Raw genomic sequence first — 18,964 nt, forward strand, 5'->3', positions numbered from 1 at the left:
GGGTCTGATTGCTATATCGGAAAGAAGGTCCATCGACTGATGGCTTGGAATCATGGCCCCGCGATAGAGGGGCGTGAGAAGGGGCTATTGTTCTTGTAAGACCCTCCCGCCTGTAAGAGGTGGTTATCGTTGTTGCAGCCTGGGGCTGGGGGAAGAAAAACACTCGATGTTGTTCTTGTTGAGCGCCGAGTTCTGTTTTTCGTCGCTACTCACCCAGGGTGAATAGAGGGGCGTGGCAGCGGCATTGTTCTTGTTGTCGCCTTTCTGTCGTATTGCCTTTTGTTTTTGTTGTGCAATACCCAGCAGAACCACCATCGTACCCATCCTTCACAATGCGGGAACCGTGCCGATATTAATTGATTGCTTTGAATATCATGAGGTTATGCAAATGGCCCTGTCAGGGGACCTATGCAGGAAGAGCGGCGGAAGTATTGGGTGGTTCAATGGCGTGCATTTTGTGAACCAAAATGGTGCGCAATTGTTCTTTTTTGGTGCGTTATTACCGAGCGCGCTTTCGGAGTACGGCACCTACTGCGTTGATCGGAATGATTATTTCTGATGTCGCCGAGCTATCCGGCATTGAAGAAGTGTAGGCAGGGGAAGATGAGTATCAGGGGGAAGGGGAGCAGGCAGATGCAAGAAAGGCCTGCAGTCGCAGGCCTTTCCTCAGATATCAGTGACCGCCGAGTTGGCGTTCTTTGAGCTCTGCCAGTGTCTTGCAGTCGATGCACTGTGTCGCTGTGGGACGAGCTTCCAGACGACGAATGCCGATTTCGACACCGCAATCTTCGCAGTAGCCGTAATCATCTTCATCGATGTGTTCGATGGTTTCGTTGATCTTCTTGAGCAGCTTGCGTTCACGATCACGCGTACGCAGTTCAAGGTTGAAGCCCTCTTCCTGTGTCGCACGGTCCGCAGGGTCCGCATAGTTGTTGGCTTCTTCCTGAAGATGACGAACGGTGCGGTCGACTTCTTCCATCAGGTCCTGTTTCCAGTTCAGCAGGATCTGGCGGAAGTGCTCAAGCTGCTTCTCGTTCATGTACTCTTCGCCAGGAGCTGGCTCGTACGGTTTAAACTTGTTCAGCGCTTCTGGGATATTATCGGCAACTGCCATGGGTAATGCCTCATTACGCAGTGTGACTTGAGCCGCATTGGCCGCAGCAGATGGGGTGGCAGCGTTGCTATTGCCTCCCATCGAAGGTAGAGCCTTTTATCTAAAAACGACAGCCAATGCAACAGTAAAAACGGTATTTGGCGTTGTTCGACGCTTTGACACCCCGATCGTTTTCAGGAGCGCCTGTGAATTATCCCTTACTCTCCTCCGGGACGCTGTTACGACGCTACAAGCGATTCCTGGCGGATATCCTGCTTGATGATGGTCGAGAGGTTACCGCGCACTGCGCCAATACAGGTGCTATGACCGGACTCTTGCAGGAAGGTGCCCGAGTCTGGCTGTCTTTTCACGATGACCCCAGACGCAAGCTGGCGTGGAGCTGGGAGCTGATCGAAGTTAAGACGGCAGCTGGCTTGGCGCTCGCTTCCGTCAACACCGCACGGACCAACGGCCTTGTCCGCGAAGCGCTCGACAGTGGCGTGATTCTTGACGATATCGCGTCATGCAGGTCAGAAGTGAAAGTGGACGATGCACGGCTGGATTTCAAGCTACTTGATCATCTAGGTCATGCAACTTGGGTCGAAGTGAAGCAGGTAACGCTGTTAGAAGGCGATGGGGTTGGTGCGTTTCCAGATGCCGTCAGTACTCGCGCGCTTCGGCACGTGCAGGCATTGGAGGCGCGGGTGGCTGAAGGGGACAGCGCCATGCTGCTGTTCTGTGCCACCCATACGGGCATAGAGGCTGTAAGGCCAGCGGCGGACATTCACCCTGCTTATGCAGAAGCGGTGAAAGCCGCCGCTGAGCTTGGCGTCCAGATCAGGGCATATGGGTGCCATATCGACCCCCATGCTATGACCTTGACGCACGCGTTGCCGGTACTGCTCTAGCGACGGATACGGAACACCGCCATTCGGCTCAGCATGCTGGGCCATGTGCGGCTGGTCCAATGACCGATACCGCCATCTTTGCCCACCGCTCGATCAACGATGGTATAGCCTCGCATTCGACACAGCTGTTCGAAGTCCTTGAACGTCGACAGGTGGATGTTCGGTGTGTCGTACCAGGCATGCGGCAGTGCCTTGGAGACCGGCATGCGGCCTTTCATCCCAAGGTGCAAACGGTGGCGCCAGTAGGCGAAGTTCGGGAAGGTGATGATGCACTCGCGTGCAATGCGCAGCATCTCATCAAGCGCTTTGTCAGGGCGCTTCAGGGCCTGTAGGGCTTGCGTCATGATCACTAGATCGAATGCATCGTCGCGAATGTTGTGTAGCCCCTCGTTGATGTCCTGTTCGATGACATCGACACCGCGTTCCAGGCATACGTTGATGCGCACAGGATCTATCTCTAGGCCGTAGCCTGTCACCTGTTTGTCGCGTGCCAGCACTTCCAGCAGTTCGCCATCACCGCACCCAAGGTCGAGCACGCGGCTGCCTGGCGCAACCCAGTCGTGAATCAGGGCCAGATCAGGACGCAGCATGGTCGTTTCCTCTGTTGTGGTGATGCGTGTCATCCGATGGTGCTGCCATTGCGTGGCTGAGGAAGTTCTTCAGCACTGTTTCATAGCGTTCATCGGGCAGCAGGAAGGCATCGTGACCGTGCGGGGATTCAATGTTGACGTAGCTAACGCGTTTGCCTGCTTCCACCAGCGCCTCGACGATTTCACGTGACCGTGCCGGCGTGAAGCGCCAGTCGCTTGAGAAGCTGATGATCAGGAAGCGGCACTGCGACTTGGCGAATGTCGCAGCCAGATCGCCATTGTGATCGCGCGCAGGGTCGAAATAGTCCAGCGCCTTCGTCATCAACAGATAGGTGTTGGCGTCGAAGCTGTTGGAGAAGTTGTTGCCTTGATAGCGCAGATAGGACTCGATCTCGAATTCGACGTCATAGCCGAAGTTGAGCGCACTGCGAAGGTCACGCCCGAACTTGCGCCCCATAGCCGCTTCGGAAAGATACGTGATATGCCCGATCATGCGTGCCAGTTTCAGTCCGTGGCGCGGGCGCGAGTCGTGCTGGTAATACCAGCCTTCATGGAAATCGGGGTCAGAGCGAATGGCCTGACGAGCCACCTCGTTGAACGCAATGTTCTGAGCGGACAGGCGCGGTGTCGAAGCAATTACAATGGCATTGGCGATGCGATCGGGGTACAGGATGGCCCACGTCTGAACCTGCATGCCCCCCAGACTGCCGCCGATGACGGCCGCAAATCGCTCGATTCCAAGATGATCCGCAAGGCGTGCCTGACTGTGTACCCAATCGGGTACCGTCATCATTGGGAACTCCGGTCCCCACAGCTTGCCCGTAGCCGGATTTATGGCATTGGGGCCGGTGCTGCCGTGGCAGCCGCCTAGGTTGTTGAGCGAGATGACAAAGAATCGGTCGGTATCAATGCTCTTGCCTGGGCCAATGTGCTTGTCCCACCAGCCCGGTTTCCGATCACCTTCGTGAAAGCCCGCAGCATGATGATTGCCACCCAGGGCATGGCAGACGAGCACGGCATTGCTTCGTTGTTCATTGAGCGTGCCATAGGTCTCATAGACCAGTTCATAGTGCTCCAGCGTCTGCCCGCAGGCCAGCGCCAGCGGCTCATCGAACGCCGCTCTGTGTGGACCAGACAGATTCAGGGCCGTCTGACTGTCGGTGTGTGTCATTGAAGTCCTACGATGATCAGTTTTTGAATTATGAGTATGTTGTTCGCTAGATTGATCACGATGCTTTGAAGAATTGTTATACCAAAGATGACGATTAGCGGACTGATATCAATCATGCCGCCCAGCGGCGGAATGATGCGCTGCAAAGGCGCCAGAATCGGACGTGTGATCTGGGCGATCAGCAGCGGAGCAGGATGAGTCGGCTGAGGGGCGATCCAACTCATGATGGCCAGCGCGATGATGGCGAGCATGTACATGCGCAGCAGGGTATAGAACGTTCCCAGTACGCCAGCACAGAGCAATGCCGCAATGTTGCCGAGTGATACTGGCATCACCTTGCTGAGTACCGCACTGGTGATGGCACTGAACAGCAGTGCCGCCACCAGCGTGGCAGGGTCGAAGTGGCGACCCGGGCGCAGCACCTTCTGCAGAGGAGCGACCAGCCAGTCCGTTGCCTTGATGATGCCCTGTACCAGCGGGTTGTAGAAGTCGGCCCGTGCAAAATGCAGTGCGAAGCGCATCATCAAAATGAAGAGATAGAGCTGGAACAGCTGTACGAATAGCCAAAGTGTAGAAGGCACGTTGATCCTCCGGAAGAAGTGCGTGATTAGGTCATCGAAGACCTGATAGTGCCATGAAGAGATTACTGACTGCCAAGTGACTCGCCCAGTTCTTCAGCGCGGTTGAAGCAAGCCTGAACGGCATCATTGACTAGCTGTTCAAAACCGTGGTCCTGAAAATGGAAGATAGCGCGTTCGGTGGTGCCATTAGGAGACATCACGCGTTTCTTGAATTCTTCGGGAGCATCTTCACTGGCATCGCACATACGGGCAGCTCCCAGCGCGGTTTGGATGATAAGGCGACGAGCGCTTTCTAGCGGCATGCCTTGTTCGATAGCCGCTTTCTCCAATGCCTCCATCAGATAGAAGAAGTAGGCTGGGGCACTGCCGGCAATAGCCGTGACGGTACTCAGCAGGCGTTCTTCATCCACCCACTCGGTAATGCCAACGGCCGACATCAGGTCAGAAGCCAGCGTGCACTGTTCCTTGGAAACTGCATCGGTGGCATACAGGCCGCATGCCCCGGTGCCGACCAGCGATGGCGTATTTGGCATAGCGCGCACGATGGCGTCATAGCCGCCCAACCAACGGCTCAGTGTGGCGCAAGTAAGTCCTGCCGCTACCGATAGAATCAGAGGGCGCTGACGGGCAACGATATCGGTGACCTGTGCACAGACTTCTTTCATCACCTGTGGCTTGACGGCCAGCACCACAACGTCAGCTTGAGCAATGGCGCTGCAGTTGTCGGTGGTGGTCTGGATGCCATAGCGTGCCTGCAGCGGGGCCAGCGTTTTGTCGCTGCGCGCGGTTGCAATGATGCGTTCGGCCGGATGCCCGGTATTGATCAGGCCTGCAATGATGGCTTCAGCCATATGGCCTGCGCCGATGAAGCTCAGGGTTTTGCTATGCATTGAAAGATCCTTGTCCGTAAGGGAGTGTCGTTACCACGCCTTACCGCATGATGTTGTACTGTCAGCGCTTCTTCAACCCGTGAACGCATCGAAAGAGGTCAATGTGCCGTGCCATAGTCGCGTTCACCGAATATGGCGGTACCGATGCGTACGATCGTTGCGCCTTCTGCTACAGCATCGTCCATATCGGCGGTCATGCCCATTGAAAGCGTATCCCATGGGGCTTCGGGAAACTGCTGGCATAGCTGATCGCGCAATTCACGTAGTGCCTTGAATGGTGCGCGACGCAGTGAGGGATCCTCTGCCTTGGCCGGAATCGTCATCAGCCCCCTCAGCTTCAGGTGAGGAAGCGCAAGGATTTCCTCAACGACACTGGCGGCGTCTTCGGGAAGTACGCCGGACTTATTGGGATCGCGGCTGATGTTGACCTGCAGACAGATCTGCAGCGGTGCACGTCCTTCTGGGCGTTGGGCGTCAAGACGTCGAGCGATCTTGATGCGATCGACCGTGTGCACCCAGTCGAAATGGGTGGCCGCTTCCCGTGTCTTATTGGACTGTAGTGCGCCAATGAAATGCCACTCGATATCCAGATCTTCCAAGGAAGGCTGCTTGCCCAGCGCGTCCTGCATGTAGTTTTCTCCAAAGGCGCGTTGCCCAGCGTTGTAGGCTTCGCGAATTTCTTCGGCAGGGCGTGTTTTGCTCACGGCCAGCAGCTGAGCGCTGTCCGAAGCCCGGCCCGCCGAGGCAAGAGCCTGTTGCAGATGTTGCTGCGTTGCATGCAGGCGCGAAGTGACGGAGTTGGAAGAAGCACTGGCAGAAGAAGAGGGCATATCGAGAGACATGGAGTATTCCTGCGACATATATCAATACAGAAGAGCGACATAGACACGGCGCAGCGCTCATGAGTGATGGCCTATCATCGTGACTGGATATGCAGGGCAGATGCATTGCTGCGGGTAAAACGCTTATCCGCTCAGGCCGAAGTGTCGTGGCGCCGATTACAACGCTTGAAAGTGCATCCGAGTCATGATCGTCAAGAGGTGTCATGCTAACATGGCGCCATTCGCGCGCGCTTGGCAAGAGTGCGTCGTGTGACCGTTTCAGAACTCGAGAGACGTTGATAATGACTGATATCAAGGATGCACTGTCGCTGATCACGCGCGGCACGGAAGAGGTTCTGCCCGAAGACGGGCTGGTCGAGAAGCTGCGCAGTGGTCGACCGCTACGCGTCAAAGCGGGTTTCGACCCGACTGCGCCTGACCTGCACCTGGGCCATACCGTACTGCTGACCAAACTGCGCCAGCTTCAAGATCTAGGGCATGAAGTCATGTTCCTGATCGGTGATTTTACTGGTCGTATCGGTGACCCGACGGGCAAGAACGTAACGCGTAAGCCGCTGACGGAAGAGCAAGTCCAGCAAAACGCCAAGACCTATCAAGAGCAGGTCTTCAAGGTGCTCGACCCTGCCAAGACACGAGTCGTGTTCAACTCTGAATGGATGAGCAAGCTGTCATCCGTGCAGATGATCGAACTGACAGCGCAGTCAACGGTGGCCCGCATGCTCGAACGCGACGACTTTGAGAAGCGCTATAAGAGCGGCCAGTCCATCTCGATCCACGAATTCCTATACCCGCTTATTCAAGGGTATGACTCCGTCGCGTTGGAAGCTGATATTGAGCTGGGCGGTACCGATCAGCGCTTCAACCTGCTGATGGGGCGCGAGCTTCAGAAGCACTATGGTCAGGAACCACAGACCGTCATTACCATGCCGATTCTGGAAGGGCTGGATGGCGTACAGAAAATGTCGAAGTCTCTGGGCAACTACATCGGCGTAACGGAACGCCCCGGTGAAATGTTCCGTAAGCTGGTATCGATCCCGGATGCCATCATGTGGCGCTACTTCGAACTGCTGTCGCTGCGCTCCACGCAGGAAATCGACGCGTTCAAACAGCAAGTGGCTGACGGTGCCAATCCGCGAGACATCAAAATGGAGCTCGCCCGTGAGATCGTAGCGCGTTACCACGGCGAAGAAGCAGCGGCCAATGCGCATAAAGGTAGCGGGAACCAATTGAGCGAAGGCGAACTGCCCGAGGACATGCCGCACGTTGTTGTGACCTACAGCGGCATCGACGCTGCGCCCATTGCCTCAGTGCTCAACCAAGCAGGACTGGTGACAAACAGCGCACAAGCAAAAGACCTGCTGAAGAACGGACGCGTGAAGGTGGATCAGGAAGTCGTAGCGCCAAGCACCATGCTGGCGTTTGGTAAGACCTACACCATTCAAGCGGGCAAACGCCGTTTTGCGACCGTAGAGGTCAAGCTTGAAGGATGAACGGCCGATAAGATCGGAGTGAACGATCAATCACAGCCTAGCTCCTATAGCTTCTATGCTTGTTGAATTAAGAGCCCCACTGTTGCGCAGCAGTGGGGCTTTTTTTTTGTTGCCAAAGCCAAAGCCAAAGCCAAAGCCAAAGCCAAAGCCAAAGCCAAAGCCAAAAGAACCTCCTAGCAAGAAGTGGGCCGTGTGCTCGAAATAAAGATCACAAAGCCCTTGCCAACCCCGGGTGATCTCTGTAAAGTACGCCCTCGCTGCCAGGGCAAACGCCGGGTGGCACGGAAGCTAACCTCTTGTAGGTCTTCGCTTTTTCTTGAAGATGTTTCAGTTGAGAACGCAGTGTGATCTCCTGAAGCGATCGCCAAATCGGCGGTTGACAAATTCTTCAGAAAATGTAGAATGTGCTTCCACTTGCTGAGCAGCGAACGCCGCTCGCAAGACGCTCTTTAACAAGATGATCAGGCAATTTGTGTGGGTGCTTGAGGTTTTCGAAGTGGATCATCATTTCGAGCATCAAGTAACTCATCAATTCAATGAGTTGTTTCGATACTCGAGCCGGATTGGTCACCTAATGACCAATGAAAGATTTAAACTGAAGAGTTTGATCATGGCTCAGATTGAACGCTGGCGGCAGGCCTAACACATGCAAGTCGAGCGGCAGCACGGGAAGCTTGCTTCCTGGTGGCGAGCGGCGGACGGGTGAGTAATGCATGGGAATCTGCCCGATAGTGGGGGATAACGTGTGGAAACGCACGCTAATACCGCATACGTCCTACGGGAGAAAGGAGGGGATCTTCGGACCTTTCGCTATCGGATGAGCCCATGTTGGATTAGCTAGTTGGTGAGGTAATGGCTCACCAAGGCAACGATCCATAGCTGGTCTGAGAGGATGATCAGCCACACTGGGACTGAGACACGGCCCAGACTCCTACGGGAGGCAGCAGTGGGGAATATTGGACAATGGGCGAAAGCCTGATCCAGCCATGCCGCGTGTGTGAAGAAGGCCTTAGGGTTGTAAAGCACTTTCAGTGGGGAAGAAAGCCTGAGGCCTAATACGTTTCAGGAAGGACATCACCCACAGAAGAAGCACCGGCTAACTCCGTGCCAGCAGCCGCGGTAATACGGAGGGTGCGAGCGTTAATCGGAATTACTGGGCGTAAAGGGCGCGTAGGCGGTCTGTTAAGCCAGATGTGAAAGCCCCGGGCTTAACCTGGGAACAGCATTTGGAACTGGCAGACTTGAGTGCAGGAGAGGAAGGTAGAATTCCAGGTGTAGCGGTGAAATGCGTAGAGATCTGGAGGAATACCAGTGGCGAAGGCGGCCTTCTGGACTGACACTGACGCTGAGGCGCGAAAGCGTGGGTAGCAAACAGGATTAGATACCCTGGTAGTCCACGCCGTAAACGATGTCAACTAGCCGTTGGATCCCTTGAGGATTTAGTGGCGCAGCTAACGCACTAAGTTGACCGCCTGGGGAGTACGGTCGCAAGACTAAAACTCAAATGAATTGACGGGGGCCCGCACAAGCGGTGGAGCATGTGGTTTAATTCGATGCAACGCGAAGAACCTTACCTACTCTTGACATCCAGAGAACTTTCCAGAGATGGATTGGTGCCTTCGGGAACTCTGAGACAGGTGCTGCATGGCTGTCGTCAGCTCGTGTTGTGAAATGTTGGGTTAAGTCCCGTAACGAGCGCAACCCCTATCCTTATTTGCCAGCGATTCGGTCGGGAACTCTAAGGAGACTGCCGGTGACAAACCGGAGGAAGGTGGGGACGACGTCAAGTCATCATGGCCCTTACGAGTAGGGCTACACACGTGCTACAATGGCGAGTACAGAGGGTTGCGAAGCGGCGACGTGAAGCTAATCCCAGAAAGCTCGCCTCAGTCCGGATCGGAGTCTGCAACTCGACTCCGTGAAGTCGGAATCGCTAGTAATCGCGAATCAGAATGTCGCGGTGAATACGTTCCCGGGCCTTGTACACACCGCCCGTCACACCATGGGAGTGGATTGCACCAGAAGTGGCTAGTTTAACCTTCGGGAAAACGGTTACCACGGTGTGGTTCATGACTGGGGTGAAGTCGTAACAAGGTAGCCGTAGGGGAACCTGCGGCTGGATCACCTCCTTAAACGTAAAATGATCACCTCGTGATCTCAAGTGTCCACAACAAATTGCCTGATCGTAGTAGAGCGAAGTACTGCAGGGGATATTCCCTGGCCGTGCGCAAGCAGTTGCCGGGTCTGTAGCTCAGTTGGTTAGAGCGCACCCCTGATAAGGGTGAGGTCGGCAGTTCGAGTCTGCCCAGACCCACCATTATTATATGGGGCCATAGCTCAGCTGGGAGAGCGCCTGCCTTGCACGCAGGAGGTCAGGAGTTCGATCCTCCTTGGCTCCACCATCTGACTGTCTTGATGGCCGGTTCTTCAGTACTTAGTTTAGTGATCTAGCTTCTAGTCACGAACCAATCTTCATCACCTGATGATTGATTATTAGATGTCTTAATAGTCAACGATACAGCGTGTGATGAATGTTGTTTCCTGACTGTAAGCTTCTTGCTCGCAGTATTGCTCTTTAACAATGTAAATCATGCTGATGCCAAGTCCAATGGAACGCGATCAGATTTTACTTCTTCGGAAGTAGTATCCGATAGGCCGTGACATTGGCAAATGAGATACGTCTCAAGCGTATCCGGCGAAAATTGTTTTCGTTTGAATCGTGATCTATGACTCTTTCGGGTTATATGGTCAAGCGATTAAGCGCACACGGTGGATGCCTAGGCAGCCAGAGGCGATGAAAGACGTGATAGCCTGCGATAAGCATCGGGGAGGTGGCAAATGACCTTTGATCCGGTGATCTCTGAATGGGGAAACCCACCCGTCATAAGACGGGTATCCTTACCTGAATACATAGGGTATGGAGGCAAACCGGGAGAACTGAAACATCTAAGTACCCCGAGGAAAAGAAATCAACCGAGATTCCCCCAGTAGCGGCGAGCGACCGGGGACTAGCCCTTAAGTCTTAGTTGTATTAGCGGAAGTGTTTGGAAATGCACGCCATAGTGGGTGATAGCCCCGTACGCGAAAATGCAATTAAGGTGAAATCGAGTAGGTCGGAGCACGTGAAACTTTGACTGAACATGGGGGGACCATCCTCCAAGGCTAAATACTCCTGGCTGACCGATAGTGAACTAGTACCGTGAGGGAAAGGCGAAAAGAACCCCAGTGAGGGGAGTGAAATAGATCCTGAAACCGTGTGCGTACAAGCAGTGGGAGCAGACTTGTTCTGTGACTGCGTACCTTTTGTATAATGGGTCAGCGACTTATTCTCAGTAGCGAGCTTAACCGTATAGGGGAGGCGTAGGGAAACCGAGTCTTAAATGGGCGACATAGTTGCTGGGAATAGACCCGAAACCGGGCGATCTATCCATGAGCAGGTTGAAGGTTGAGTAACATCAACTGGAGGACCGAACCGGGATCTGTTGAAAAAGATTCGGATGACTTGTGGATCGGAGTGAAAGGCTAATCAAGCTCGGAGATAGCTGGTTCTCCTCGAAAGCTATTTAGGTAGCGCCTCATGTATCACCGCCGGGGGTAGAGCACTGTTTCGGCTAGGGGGTCATCCCGACTTACCAACCCGAGGCAAACTCCGAATACCGGTGAGTGCAGCATGGGAGACACACGGCGGGTGCTAACGTCCGTCGTGAAAAGGGAAACAACCCAGACCGTCAGCTAAGGTCCCAAAATCTTGGTTAAGTGGGAAACGATGTGGGAAGGCTCAGACAGCTAGGAGGTTGGCTTAGAAGCAGCCACCCTTTAAAGAAAGCGTAATAGCTCACTAGTCGAGTCGGCCTGCGCGGAAGATGTAACGGGGCTCAAACCAAGTACCGAAGCTACGGGTTCAACACTTAAGTGTTGAGCGGTAGAGGAGCGTTGTGTAAGCCTGCGAAGGTGTGCTGTAAGGCATGCTGGAGGTATCACAAGTGCGAATGCTGACATGAGTAACGATAAAGGGAGTGAAAACCTCCCTCGCCGGAAGACCAAGGTTTTCTGTTCGACGTTAATCGGAGCAGAGTGAGTCGGCCCCTAAGGCGAGGCCGAAAGGCGTAGTCGATGGGAAACAGGTTAATATTCCTGTACCAGACAGTACTGCGATGGGGTGACGGAGAAGGCTAGGTGAGCCAGGCGACGGTTGTCCTGGTGAAAGTATGTAGGCTGAGCAAGTAGGCAAATCCGCTTGCTTAAGGTCGAGATACGAGACGAACTGATTCCTCGGACTCAGGAAGTCATTGATGCCACGCTTCCAGGAAAAACCTCTAAGCTTCAGGTACTGTGTGACCGTACCCCAAACCGACACAGGTGGTCAGGTAGAGAATACCAAGGCGCTTGAGAGAACTCGGGTGAAGGAACTAGGCAAAATGGCACCGTAACTTCGGGAGAAGGTGCGCCGGCGTAAGGTGAAGAGACTCGCTCTCAGAGCCCCAACCGGTCGAAGATACCAGGTGGCTGCAACTGTTTATTAAAAACACAGCACTCTGCTAACGCGTGAGCGGACGTATAGGGTGTGACGCCTGCCCGGTGCCGGAAGGTTAATTGATGGTGTTAGGACTCGTCCGAAGCTCCTGATCGAAGCCCCGGTAAACGGCGGCCGTAACTATAACGGTCCTAAGGTAGCGAAATTCCTTGTCGGGTAAGTTCCGACCTGCACGAATGGCGTAATGATGGCCACACTGTCTCCACCCGAGACTCAGTGAAATTGAAATCGCTGTGAAGATGCAGTGTTCCCGCGGCTAGACGGAAAGACCCCGTGAACCTTTACTATAGCTTCACACTGGATGCTGATGTTGTCTGTGTAGGATAGCTGGGAGGCTTTGAAACTGTGACGCCAGTTGCAGTGGAGCCAACCTTGAAATACCAGCCTGACATCATTGGCGTTCTAACTTGCTACCGTTATCCGGTAGAAGGACAGTGTGTGGTGGGTAGTTTGACTGGGGCGGTCTCCTCCCAAAGAGTAACGGAGGAGCACGAAGGTACCCTCAGTACGGTTGGAAACCGTGCAGTGAGTGCAAGAGCATAAGGGTGCTTGACTGCGAGACAGACACGTCGAGCAGGTACGAAAGTAGGTTCTAGTGATCCGGTGGTTCTGTATGGAAGGGCCATCGCTCAACGGATAAAAGGTACTCCGGGGATAACAGGCTGATACCGCCCAAGAGTTCACATCGACGGCGGTGTTTGGCACCTCGATGTCGGCTCATCACATCCTGGGGCTGAAGTCGGTCCCAAGGGTATGGCTGTTCGCCATTTAAAGTGGTACGCGAGCTGGGTTTAGAACGTCGTGAGACAGTTCGGTCCCTATCTGCCGTGGGCGTTGGAAGTTTGAGAAGAGCTGCTCCTAGTACGAGAGGACCGGAGTGGACGAACCTCTGGTGTTCCGGTTGTCACGCCAGTGGCATTGCCGGGTAGCTATGTTCGGACGGGATAACCGCTGAAAGCATCTAAGCGGGAAGCCCCCTTCAAGATGAGACTTCCCTGGGGCCTTGAGCCCCCTAAAGGACCCTCGAAGACTACGAGGTTGATAGGCACGGTGTGGAAGCGCAGTCAATGCGTTGAGCTAACGTGTACTAATGGTCCGTGAGGCTTGACCATATAACCCCAAAGGGTTATAGACACGATCCGAAAATAACGGATACGCGACGAGACGATCTCGGCCCAGCATGATTTACAGATTTAGGTAGCGGTGCCTTAGGCATCGAGACCGAACCGAATACGCTTGACGACCATAGCGAGCGGGTACCACCTGATCCCATGCCGAACTCAGAAGTGAAACCGCTCAGCGCCGATGGTAGTGTGGGGCTTCCCCATGTGAGAGTAGGTCATCGTCAAGCATCTTTACTGAATACCCCCGGCCAGCAATGGTCGGGGGTATTTGCTTTGGGGGTAGGCAAGCGCAGGCCGAAGGCAATAACGGCCGTGCCAGTACCCAGACCCTGAGCCGTCACTCAACAGCGGCAGATGAGCAAAAGAGAAAAAAGAGAAGAAGGGCGGTAGCGTAACCGCGAAGCCCCTGCTGCCGAAGACGACGGATACGTCAGTAGCCGACCGTTCTTCCCACCCCCAGCGCTGTCTGCCGATCGCTCATCTATCGAAACAGTCAAACACTAGATGCCGTTATAAAAACACCCCGATGATCTGCGGCTCAAGCCATCATCGGGGTGTTTTGTTATCGGCGAGACGTCAAGACTGTAGCGTCTAGCAGTAATGAGCATACTCTGGCATCCAGAAATGTGTCTCACTGCGTTCCTTCAGGTGTGGGCTATCACGGCCTTCAGTCGTGCTGCCTTCAGTTGATGGGGGCAGACCGGTGCTTGCATCTCTAAGATGAGCGCATACACTCTTCACCAGCCACCAGCCACCAGCCACCAGCCACCAGCCACCAGCCACCAGCCACCAGCCACCAGCCACCAGCCACCAGCCACCAGCCACCAGCCACCAGCCACCAGCCACCAGCCACCAGCCACCAGCCACCAGCCACCAGCCACCAGCCCAAGCTAAATAGGTTCTCTATATCCAGAGTGTGTCCATAGGAGTTGGTTGTTTCTTTATGGCTCTTTGATGGATGTTGATAGATATGCTTAGGCTACACTGATATACATCGAGCAGTGGGTGGTTTGGATTTTAGCTGCGGAAACTCTTCGTTCAGGAAATTCTATTCTGCGCTGTAAAGTACAGGCTAAAGCCTACTATAATGCTCGGCTAATTAGATGAACCCCGTAGGCAGTGGTAGGGGAGCTGCCAACATCACAAGGAGTGGCTCAATGCTTGGTTTAGATGCCATCGATCTGGCGAGGTTTCAGTTCGCTTTCACGGTATCGTTCCATATAGTCTTCCCTGCGCTATCAATAGGGCTTGCCAGTTTCTTGGTGGCTCTGGAAGCGTTGTGGTTGAAGACGGGACGAGATGTCTATCACCAGCTCTATAGATTCTGGATTCGTATCTTTGCCGTCGCCTTCGGGCTGGGGGTCGTGACGGGCGTCGTCATGGCATATGAGTTTGGTACCAACTGGAGCGGTTTCGCTGAAAAGGGTGGTGACATCACAGGGGTGTTGCTGACCTATGAAGTGCTGACAGCTTTCTTTATGGAAGCGGGCTTTTTGGGGATCATGCTGTTTGGTGAGCAGCGTGTTAGCCGGTCCGTGCACTTCTTTGCAACGTTCATGGTCGCTTTGGGGACGCTGATCTCTGCAACATGGATTCTCGTTTCCAATAGCTGGATGCAGACGCCGTCTGGCTATGAAGTGGTTAATGGTCGTTTTCTGCCGGCTGACTGGCTGCAGGTTATCTTCAATCCTTCTTTCCCATATCGCTTTGTGCACATGGTGATGGCGGCTTATATCTGCGTTGCATTTCTGGTGGCAGGGGTTGGCGCTTACCATCTTCTTCGTGATCGCAAGAACGAAGGTGCGCGCACAATGCTGTCGCTGGCCATGTGGATGGCTATCGTGGCAATGCCTATCCAGATTGTTGCTGGTGACTTGCACGGCTTGAATACGTTGCACCATCAGCCTGCCAAGTTGGCCGCCATGGAAGGTTATTGGGGGCCTGAAGCAGGCAAGGAAAGTGATGGTGTGCCTCTGACGTTGTTCGCATTGCCGAATATGGCGGAAGGCAAAAACGACTTTGCCATTGAGGTTCCACATGTTGCCAGTTTGTACCTGACACACAGCTGGAGTGGCCAGATTCAAGGGCTGAGTGAATTCAAGGATGAAATTCCTGACGTTCCGCTGGTCTTCTGGTCCTTCCGCGTCATGGTTGGGCTTGGCATGCTTATGCTGTTGTTGAGCGTGGTGGGGGCGCTGCTGCGCTGGCGTGGCAGACTTTATGATCAGAAGCTCTTCCATCGTGTACTGATGTGCCTGTCCCCCGTCGGTTTTGTTGCACTTGTCGCGGGGTGGGTCACTACCGAAGCTGGGCGCCAGCCGTGGGTCATTTATGGGTTGCTGAAAACGCGTGACGCGGCTTCCTATCTTGGTGCGGGCAGCCTGACGATAAGTCTGCTGGCCTTCTTGGTGGTTTATGCCGTCATATTCAGTATCGGTATCTACTACATGCTGCAGTTGATTCGCAAGGAACCGACTGCGCCGTTGCCGCAGGGCGGGCCGGGCGAAGAGCGTCATCCGAAGCGCCCCATGTCTGCAACCTCTGAAAGCATCGACGGTTGAGGCGAGGAGAATGAACATGTTCGAGCAAATGTCGGCATTGCCCATCGCATGGCTAGCCATCATTGGGTTGGCCATTGCCATGTATGTCGTTCTGGACGGCTTTACGCTGGGTATCGGTATTCTTTTCCCCTTCTTCAAAGGAAAAGAAGATCGTGATGTCATGATGGGAACAGCATCGCCCGTATGGGATGGCAACCAGACGTGGATGATTCTGGCGGGTGCGGGACTGTACGGCGCCTTCCCTCTGGTGTATGCCACGGTGCTTCCTGCATTGTATTTGCCGTTGGTATTGATGCTGCTGGCGTTGATCTTCCGCGGTATTGCGTTTGAGTTCCGCGCTAAGTCCACTCGATATCGCCATATGTTCGATATGGCGTTCTCCTGCGGCGCCATCATCGCTACCTTTGCTGAAGGTATCGTACTGGGTGGTATTATTCACGGACTGAACGTCGACCTAGATCAGCGTCACTTTGCAGGGGGTGTACTGGACTGGCTGACACCTTTCTCTGTATTTACTGGGTTGGCGCTTATCTGTGGCTATGCGCTACTGGGCGCTTCCTGGATGGTGGTCAAGACGGAAGGCGCTATTCAACGCCGTGCCTACAACTTCGTTCGTCCTTTGAGTCTGCTGGTGTTGTTGGCAATGGCTGTCGTCGCTGTATGGACGCCTATCCATAACGTGCAGGTCTTCGAGCGTTGGTCTACCGTGCCGGGAGCCGTGCTGATGGTTGTGCTGGCGATTATTGCCATCGCGCTCTGCCTGAGCATTATCTCTGGCATCAACAAGCGCAAAGAGCGTTCCATCTTTGCCAAGGTGATCGGTTTGTTCTTGGTAGGGCTGGCGGGTCTGCTTGTCAGCTTCTTCCCGGTAATCATTCCGCCATATATCACTATCTTCCAAGCGGCCTCCAGCGAGAAAAGCCAGTTCTTCCTGATCGTGGGATATCTGGTCATCATTCCTCTGGTGCTGGGGTACACTGTGTATAGCTACTATGTGTTCCGCGGCAAGGTGCGTGCTGAGAACCTATCGCACTACTGATCGGCAATAAACGCTGATGGGCCCGGCTTCTTAGGTAGAGAAGCCGGGCCTTTTTATTCGCATGGGGTGCCGTTGCTTTGAGAAACGGGATATAGAGCGGAATGTCGTACTGCGCTACTCATTGATTTGGGATGTCATAGCAAGGGTATGAGTATGAATAACCGAAAGGCTGTGCCTGAGTAGGGCGGCATTGAAAAAGGCAGTGTGTCATGGATTTTCGAGAATTGATCCGGTTGATGAGCGATGGTGCCTTTCATTCGGGGGAGCAGCTAGGCGAAGTGCTGGGCGTTTCGCGCACGGCTATCTGGAAGCAGCTTCGCAAGCTGGAAGCACTGGGTATACAGGTAGAAGGCATTCGAGGGCAGGGGTATCGTCTTGCGCAGCCCATAGAGCTGCTTGATGGTGCTCGGATTGTCAGTCACTTGACGGCGCCTGCTCGACAAGGGCTGTCGCGCTTGTTCGTCGAGATGTCGCTGGATTCAACCAACAGCTTCATTCTGCGTCGGTTTTCTCAGAAAGCAGGGCATGGAGAGGTGTGCCTTGCAGAGATGCAGGTGAGTGGCCGAGGGCGTCGTGGTCGCCAATGGGTTGCCAGCCTGGGGCAGGGGCTGTGTGTATCACTGGGATGGCGTTTCGATACTTCTGCCTCGCATCTTGAGGGGTTGAGCTTGGCCATTGGCGTTGAAGTTGCTCAGATGCTGGAGTCCATGGGCGTGCCTGTGCGTTTGAAGTGGCCCAACGATCTACTGGTGATGCGTGACGATGGCGTGCTGTGTAAGCTCGGTGGCATTCTTGTCGAGTTGCGAGGAGACGTAAATGGGCCGTGCGAAGTGGTTGCCGGTCTAGGGTTGAACGTGAATGAGACGCCGACGCTTGAAGAGCTGCCTCAACCGGTGACATCCATTGCTATGCATGCCGGAAGGGTGTCGCGCAACGAGATTGCGGCAAACCTCATTTCACGTTTGTTGGTGATGTTCGAACGTTTCGAGCGAGAAGGATTTGCTCCGTGGCGCGATGAGTGGAATCGTTACCATGCCTATCGCGATATGGATGTCGATATCGTGCAAGGCGTTCAGCAGTGGCAGGGGCGTGCCTTGAACGTGGATGGCAATGGTAATCTGGAAGTGATGCGCGACGGTCAGCTGCAGAAGCTGTCCGGTGGCGAGATCAGTATACGGAAATACTCATGATTCTTGACCTTGATATAGGCAATACGCTGTCCAAATGGCGCTTGAAGGAGCGCAGCAGTAACCAGATCAAAGCGCGTGGTGCAGTATGGACGCATGAAGAGTGGCGGCCAGGTGAGGACATACCTGATCTGGATATCGTGGAGGTGGTGCGTATATCTAACGTGGCACGCAGTGAAGTGCTGATAGAGACGGTTGGCATGCTGAGCAAGCGCGTCATGTCGGTACACGTTGCGCGCTCTGAGTCGGAAGCATTAGGAGTGCGCAACGGTTACGAGCACCCTGGATTACTCGGCGTTGATCGCTGGCTGGGAGTGCTGGCTGGGTATCGCCTCAGCCAAGGGTGTGTAGTGGTCGACTGCGGGAGCGCCATTACGATGGATATCGTTTTACCGGGGGGAGAGCATCAGGGGGGGTACATATTGCCGGGGCTGCGCCTGATGAAAGAAAGCCTACGTCTGAATACGCGCAATGTGCCGATTGACCCTGATAGTGAGCCTGCCACTCTGCGCGTGCCTGGAAAGAAAACGCTTGATGCTGTGGGGCATGGTGTCTACATGACGGCGGTCAGTACGATCGATCGATTGTACGCTGAAGCGTGCGATCGCTATGGCGCAGTGCTGCCATTGTTCGTTACCGGCGGAGATTCTGAGATTATCGCGCGAGGTTTGAAGATGCCTCATGCGGTATGGCGTGACATGGTTTACGGTGGTTTGGAAGCATTATTTCCTGTTACGCAAAATGAGTGTAGCGGCCAGATGACGGGGGCTCCCGTTGTACCGCCGGTTGAAAGCTTGGAATGGCTGCGAAAAGGGCTTGCTTTTTCTAGCCTGCTTTGAAATAATGCGCCGCGTTGAAGAGCAGGGGGTAACCCCTTGTCAGGCAAGCTTTTGAGTTGCATAGAAAGTTTGGTGTGTTGACAAGAATGCTCTAAAGTGCCAGAATGTGGCGCTT

At 54.3% G+C, this 18,964-nt stretch carries 14 protein-coding genes, 2 tRNA genes and 3 rRNA genes; 11 read left to right on the forward strand and 8 right to left on the reverse strand.

Features of this window, described 5'->3' with window-relative positions:
• Positions 1-123 precede the first annotated feature (123 nt).
• Together ACMHYW_RS01415 and dksA are read right to left on the reverse strand one after the other, a co-directional pair.
• Positions 124-315: a hypothetical protein gene (locus ACMHYW_RS01415; RefSeq protein ID WP_414500593.1), complete on the reverse strand. Its 192-nt coding sequence runs from the start codon at positions 313-315 to the stop codon at positions 124-126.
• A gap of 358 nt (positions 316-673) precedes the next feature.
• Positions 674-1,114, reverse strand: a complete 441-nt coding sequence (gene dksA, locus ACMHYW_RS01420) for an RNA polymerase-binding protein DksA (RefSeq protein WP_027705437.1) — start codon at positions 1,112-1,114, stop codon at positions 674-676.
• 185 nt (positions 1,115-1,299) lie between these two features.
• On the opposite strand from dksA, the gene sfsA reads away from it, so the two are divergent.
• Complete coding sequence (sfsA, locus tag ACMHYW_RS01425) at positions 1,300-2,001, forward strand: DNA/RNA nuclease SfsA (protein ID WP_414500594.1); 702 nt, start codon at positions 1,300-1,302, stop codon at positions 1,999-2,001.
• Here the strand turns inward: sfsA and metW are convergent.
• The 5 genes from metW to ACMHYW_RS01450 all read right to left on the reverse strand — a co-directional run bounded on the left by metW (position 1,998) and on the right by ACMHYW_RS01450 (position 6,075).
• Positions 1,998-2,588 (reverse strand): methionine biosynthesis protein MetW, encoded by a 591-nt coding sequence (gene metW, locus ACMHYW_RS01430; RefSeq protein WP_414501452.1) that lies wholly within the window; start codon positions 2,586-2,588, stop codon positions 1,998-2,000. The two genes, sfsA and metW, sit on opposite strands and share 4 nt — an antisense overlap.
• Entirely contained in the window at positions 2,578-3,762 is a 1,185-nt protein-coding gene (gene metX, locus ACMHYW_RS01435) for a homoserine O-succinyltransferase MetX (RefSeq protein ID WP_414500595.1), read from the reverse strand. The genes metW and metX overlap by 11 nt, the downstream gene beginning before the upstream one ends.
• Complete coding sequence (locus ACMHYW_RS01440) at positions 3,759-4,343, reverse strand: YggT family protein (RefSeq protein WP_414500596.1); 585 nt, start codon at positions 4,341-4,343, stop codon at positions 3,759-3,761. Before ACMHYW_RS01440 ends, metX begins: the two co-directional genes overlap by 4 nt.
• 62 nt (positions 4,344-4,405) lie before the next feature.
• Positions 4,406-5,233: a pyrroline-5-carboxylate reductase gene (gene proC, locus ACMHYW_RS01445; protein ID WP_414500597.1), complete on the reverse strand. Its 828-nt coding sequence runs from the start codon at positions 5,231-5,233 to the stop codon at positions 4,406-4,408.
• Positions 5,234-5,331: 98 nt separating this feature from the next.
• On the reverse strand, positions 5,332-6,075 hold the full coding sequence (locus tag ACMHYW_RS01450; protein ID WP_414500598.1) for a YggS family pyridoxal phosphate-dependent enzyme: 744 nt from the start codon (positions 6,073-6,075) through the stop codon (positions 5,332-5,334).
• A gap of 281 nt (positions 6,076-6,356) precedes the next feature.
• On the opposite strand from ACMHYW_RS01450, the gene tyrS reads away from it, so the two are divergent.
• From tyrS to rrf, 6 genes are all read left to right on the forward strand, one after another.
• A complete protein-coding gene (gene tyrS / locus ACMHYW_RS01455; protein ID WP_414500599.1) occupies positions 6,357-7,565 on the forward strand; it encodes a tyrosine--tRNA ligase in 1,209 nt (402 codons plus the stop codon).
• A 592-nt stretch (positions 7,566-8,157) separates the two neighbouring features.
• Positions 8,158-9,697 (forward strand): 16S ribosomal RNA (locus tag ACMHYW_RS01460).
• 108 nt (positions 9,698-9,805) lie between these two features.
• Positions 9,806-9,882 (forward strand) — tRNA-Ile (locus ACMHYW_RS01465).
• A 9-nt stretch (positions 9,883-9,891) separates the two neighbouring features.
• A tRNA-Ala gene (locus ACMHYW_RS01470) sits at positions 9,892-9,967 on the forward strand.
• 344 nt (positions 9,968-10,311) lie between these two features.
• Positions 10,312-13,211: ribosomal RNA gene (locus tag ACMHYW_RS01475) — 23S ribosomal RNA — on the forward strand.
• Between the two features lie 123 nt (positions 13,212-13,334).
• Positions 13,335-13,450, forward strand: a 5S ribosomal RNA gene (rrf, locus tag ACMHYW_RS01480).
• The 16S, 23S and 5S rRNA genes sit together here with 2 tRNA genes alongside, the layout of an rRNA operon.
• A 488-nt stretch (positions 13,451-13,938) precedes the next feature.
• Here rrf and ACMHYW_RS01485 read toward each other — a convergent pair.
• A complete protein-coding gene (locus ACMHYW_RS01485; RefSeq protein ID WP_414500600.1) occupies positions 13,939-14,112 on the reverse strand; it encodes a hypothetical protein in 174 nt (57 codons plus the stop codon).
• A 268-nt stretch (positions 14,113-14,380) separates the two neighbouring features.
• Between ACMHYW_RS01485 and ACMHYW_RS01490 the strand changes: the two genes are divergently transcribed.
• The 4 genes from ACMHYW_RS01490 (at position 14,381) to ACMHYW_RS01505 (ending at position 18,849) form a co-directional block, all read left to right on the forward strand.
• Positions 14,381-15,784, forward strand: coding sequence for a cytochrome ubiquinol oxidase subunit I (locus ACMHYW_RS01490; protein WP_414500601.1), 1,404 nt, complete (start codon positions 14,381-14,383; stop codon positions 15,782-15,784).
• 16 nt (positions 15,785-15,800) lie between these two features.
• Positions 15,801-16,823: a cytochrome d ubiquinol oxidase subunit II gene (gene cydB, locus ACMHYW_RS01495; protein WP_414500602.1), complete on the forward strand. Its 1,023-nt coding sequence runs from the start codon at positions 15,801-15,803 to the stop codon at positions 16,821-16,823.
• A gap of 209 nt (positions 16,824-17,032) precedes the next feature.
• Positions 17,033-18,013: a biotin--[acetyl-CoA-carboxylase] ligase gene (locus ACMHYW_RS01500; RefSeq protein ID WP_414500603.1), complete on the forward strand. Its 981-nt coding sequence runs from the start codon at positions 17,033-17,035 to the stop codon at positions 18,011-18,013.
• On the forward strand, positions 18,010-18,849 hold the full coding sequence (locus ACMHYW_RS01505; RefSeq protein ID WP_414500604.1) for a type III pantothenate kinase: 840 nt from the start codon (positions 18,010-18,012) through the stop codon (positions 18,847-18,849). The genes ACMHYW_RS01500 and ACMHYW_RS01505 overlap by 4 nt, the downstream gene beginning before the upstream one ends.
• The last annotated feature ends 115 nt before the right edge of the window (positions 18,850-18,964 follow it).

Source organism: Zymobacter sp. IVIA_12111.31 C1, assembly GCF_047495495.1.
Taxonomy (GTDB): domain Bacteria; phylum Pseudomonadota; class Gammaproteobacteria; order Pseudomonadales; family Halomonadaceae; genus Zymobacter.

What these genes read in the sequence shown, in the direction of transcription:
- metX (WP_414500595.1), bottom strand. Translation starts at nt 3,762, where the DNA reads ATGACACACACCGACAGTCAGACGGCCCTGAATCTGTCTGGTCCACAC.
- proC (WP_414500597.1), bottom strand. Translation starts at nt 5,233, where the DNA reads ATGCATAGCAAAACCCTGAGCTTCATCGGCGCAGGCCATATGGCTGAA.
- dksA (WP_027705437.1), bottom strand. Translation starts at nt 1,114, where the DNA reads ATGGCAGTTGCCGATAATATCCCAGAAGCGCTGAACAAGTTTAAACCG.
- ACMHYW_RS01415 (WP_414500593.1), bottom strand. Translation starts at nt 315, where the DNA reads ATGGTGGTTCTGCTGGGTATTGCACAACAAAAACAAAAGGCAATACGA.
- tyrS (WP_414500599.1), top strand. Translation starts at nt 6,357, where the DNA reads ATGACTGATATCAAGGATGCACTGTCGCTGATCACGCGCGGCACGGAA.
- ACMHYW_RS01505 (WP_414500604.1), top strand. Translation starts at nt 18,010, where the DNA reads ATGATTCTTGACCTTGATATAGGCAATACGCTGTCCAAATGGCGCTTG.
- ACMHYW_RS01450 (WP_414500598.1), bottom strand. Translation starts at nt 6,075, where the DNA reads ATGTCTCTCGATATGCCCTCTTCTTCTGCCAGTGCTTCTTCCAACTCC.
- cydB (WP_414500602.1), top strand. Translation starts at nt 15,801, where the DNA reads ATGTTCGAGCAAATGTCGGCATTGCCCATCGCATGGCTAGCCATCATT.
- ACMHYW_RS01500 (WP_414500603.1), top strand. Translation starts at nt 17,033, where the DNA reads ATGGATTTTCGAGAATTGATCCGGTTGATGAGCGATGGTGCCTTTCAT.
- ACMHYW_RS01490 (WP_414500601.1), top strand. Translation starts at nt 14,381, where the DNA reads ATGCTTGGTTTAGATGCCATCGATCTGGCGAGGTTTCAGTTCGCTTTC.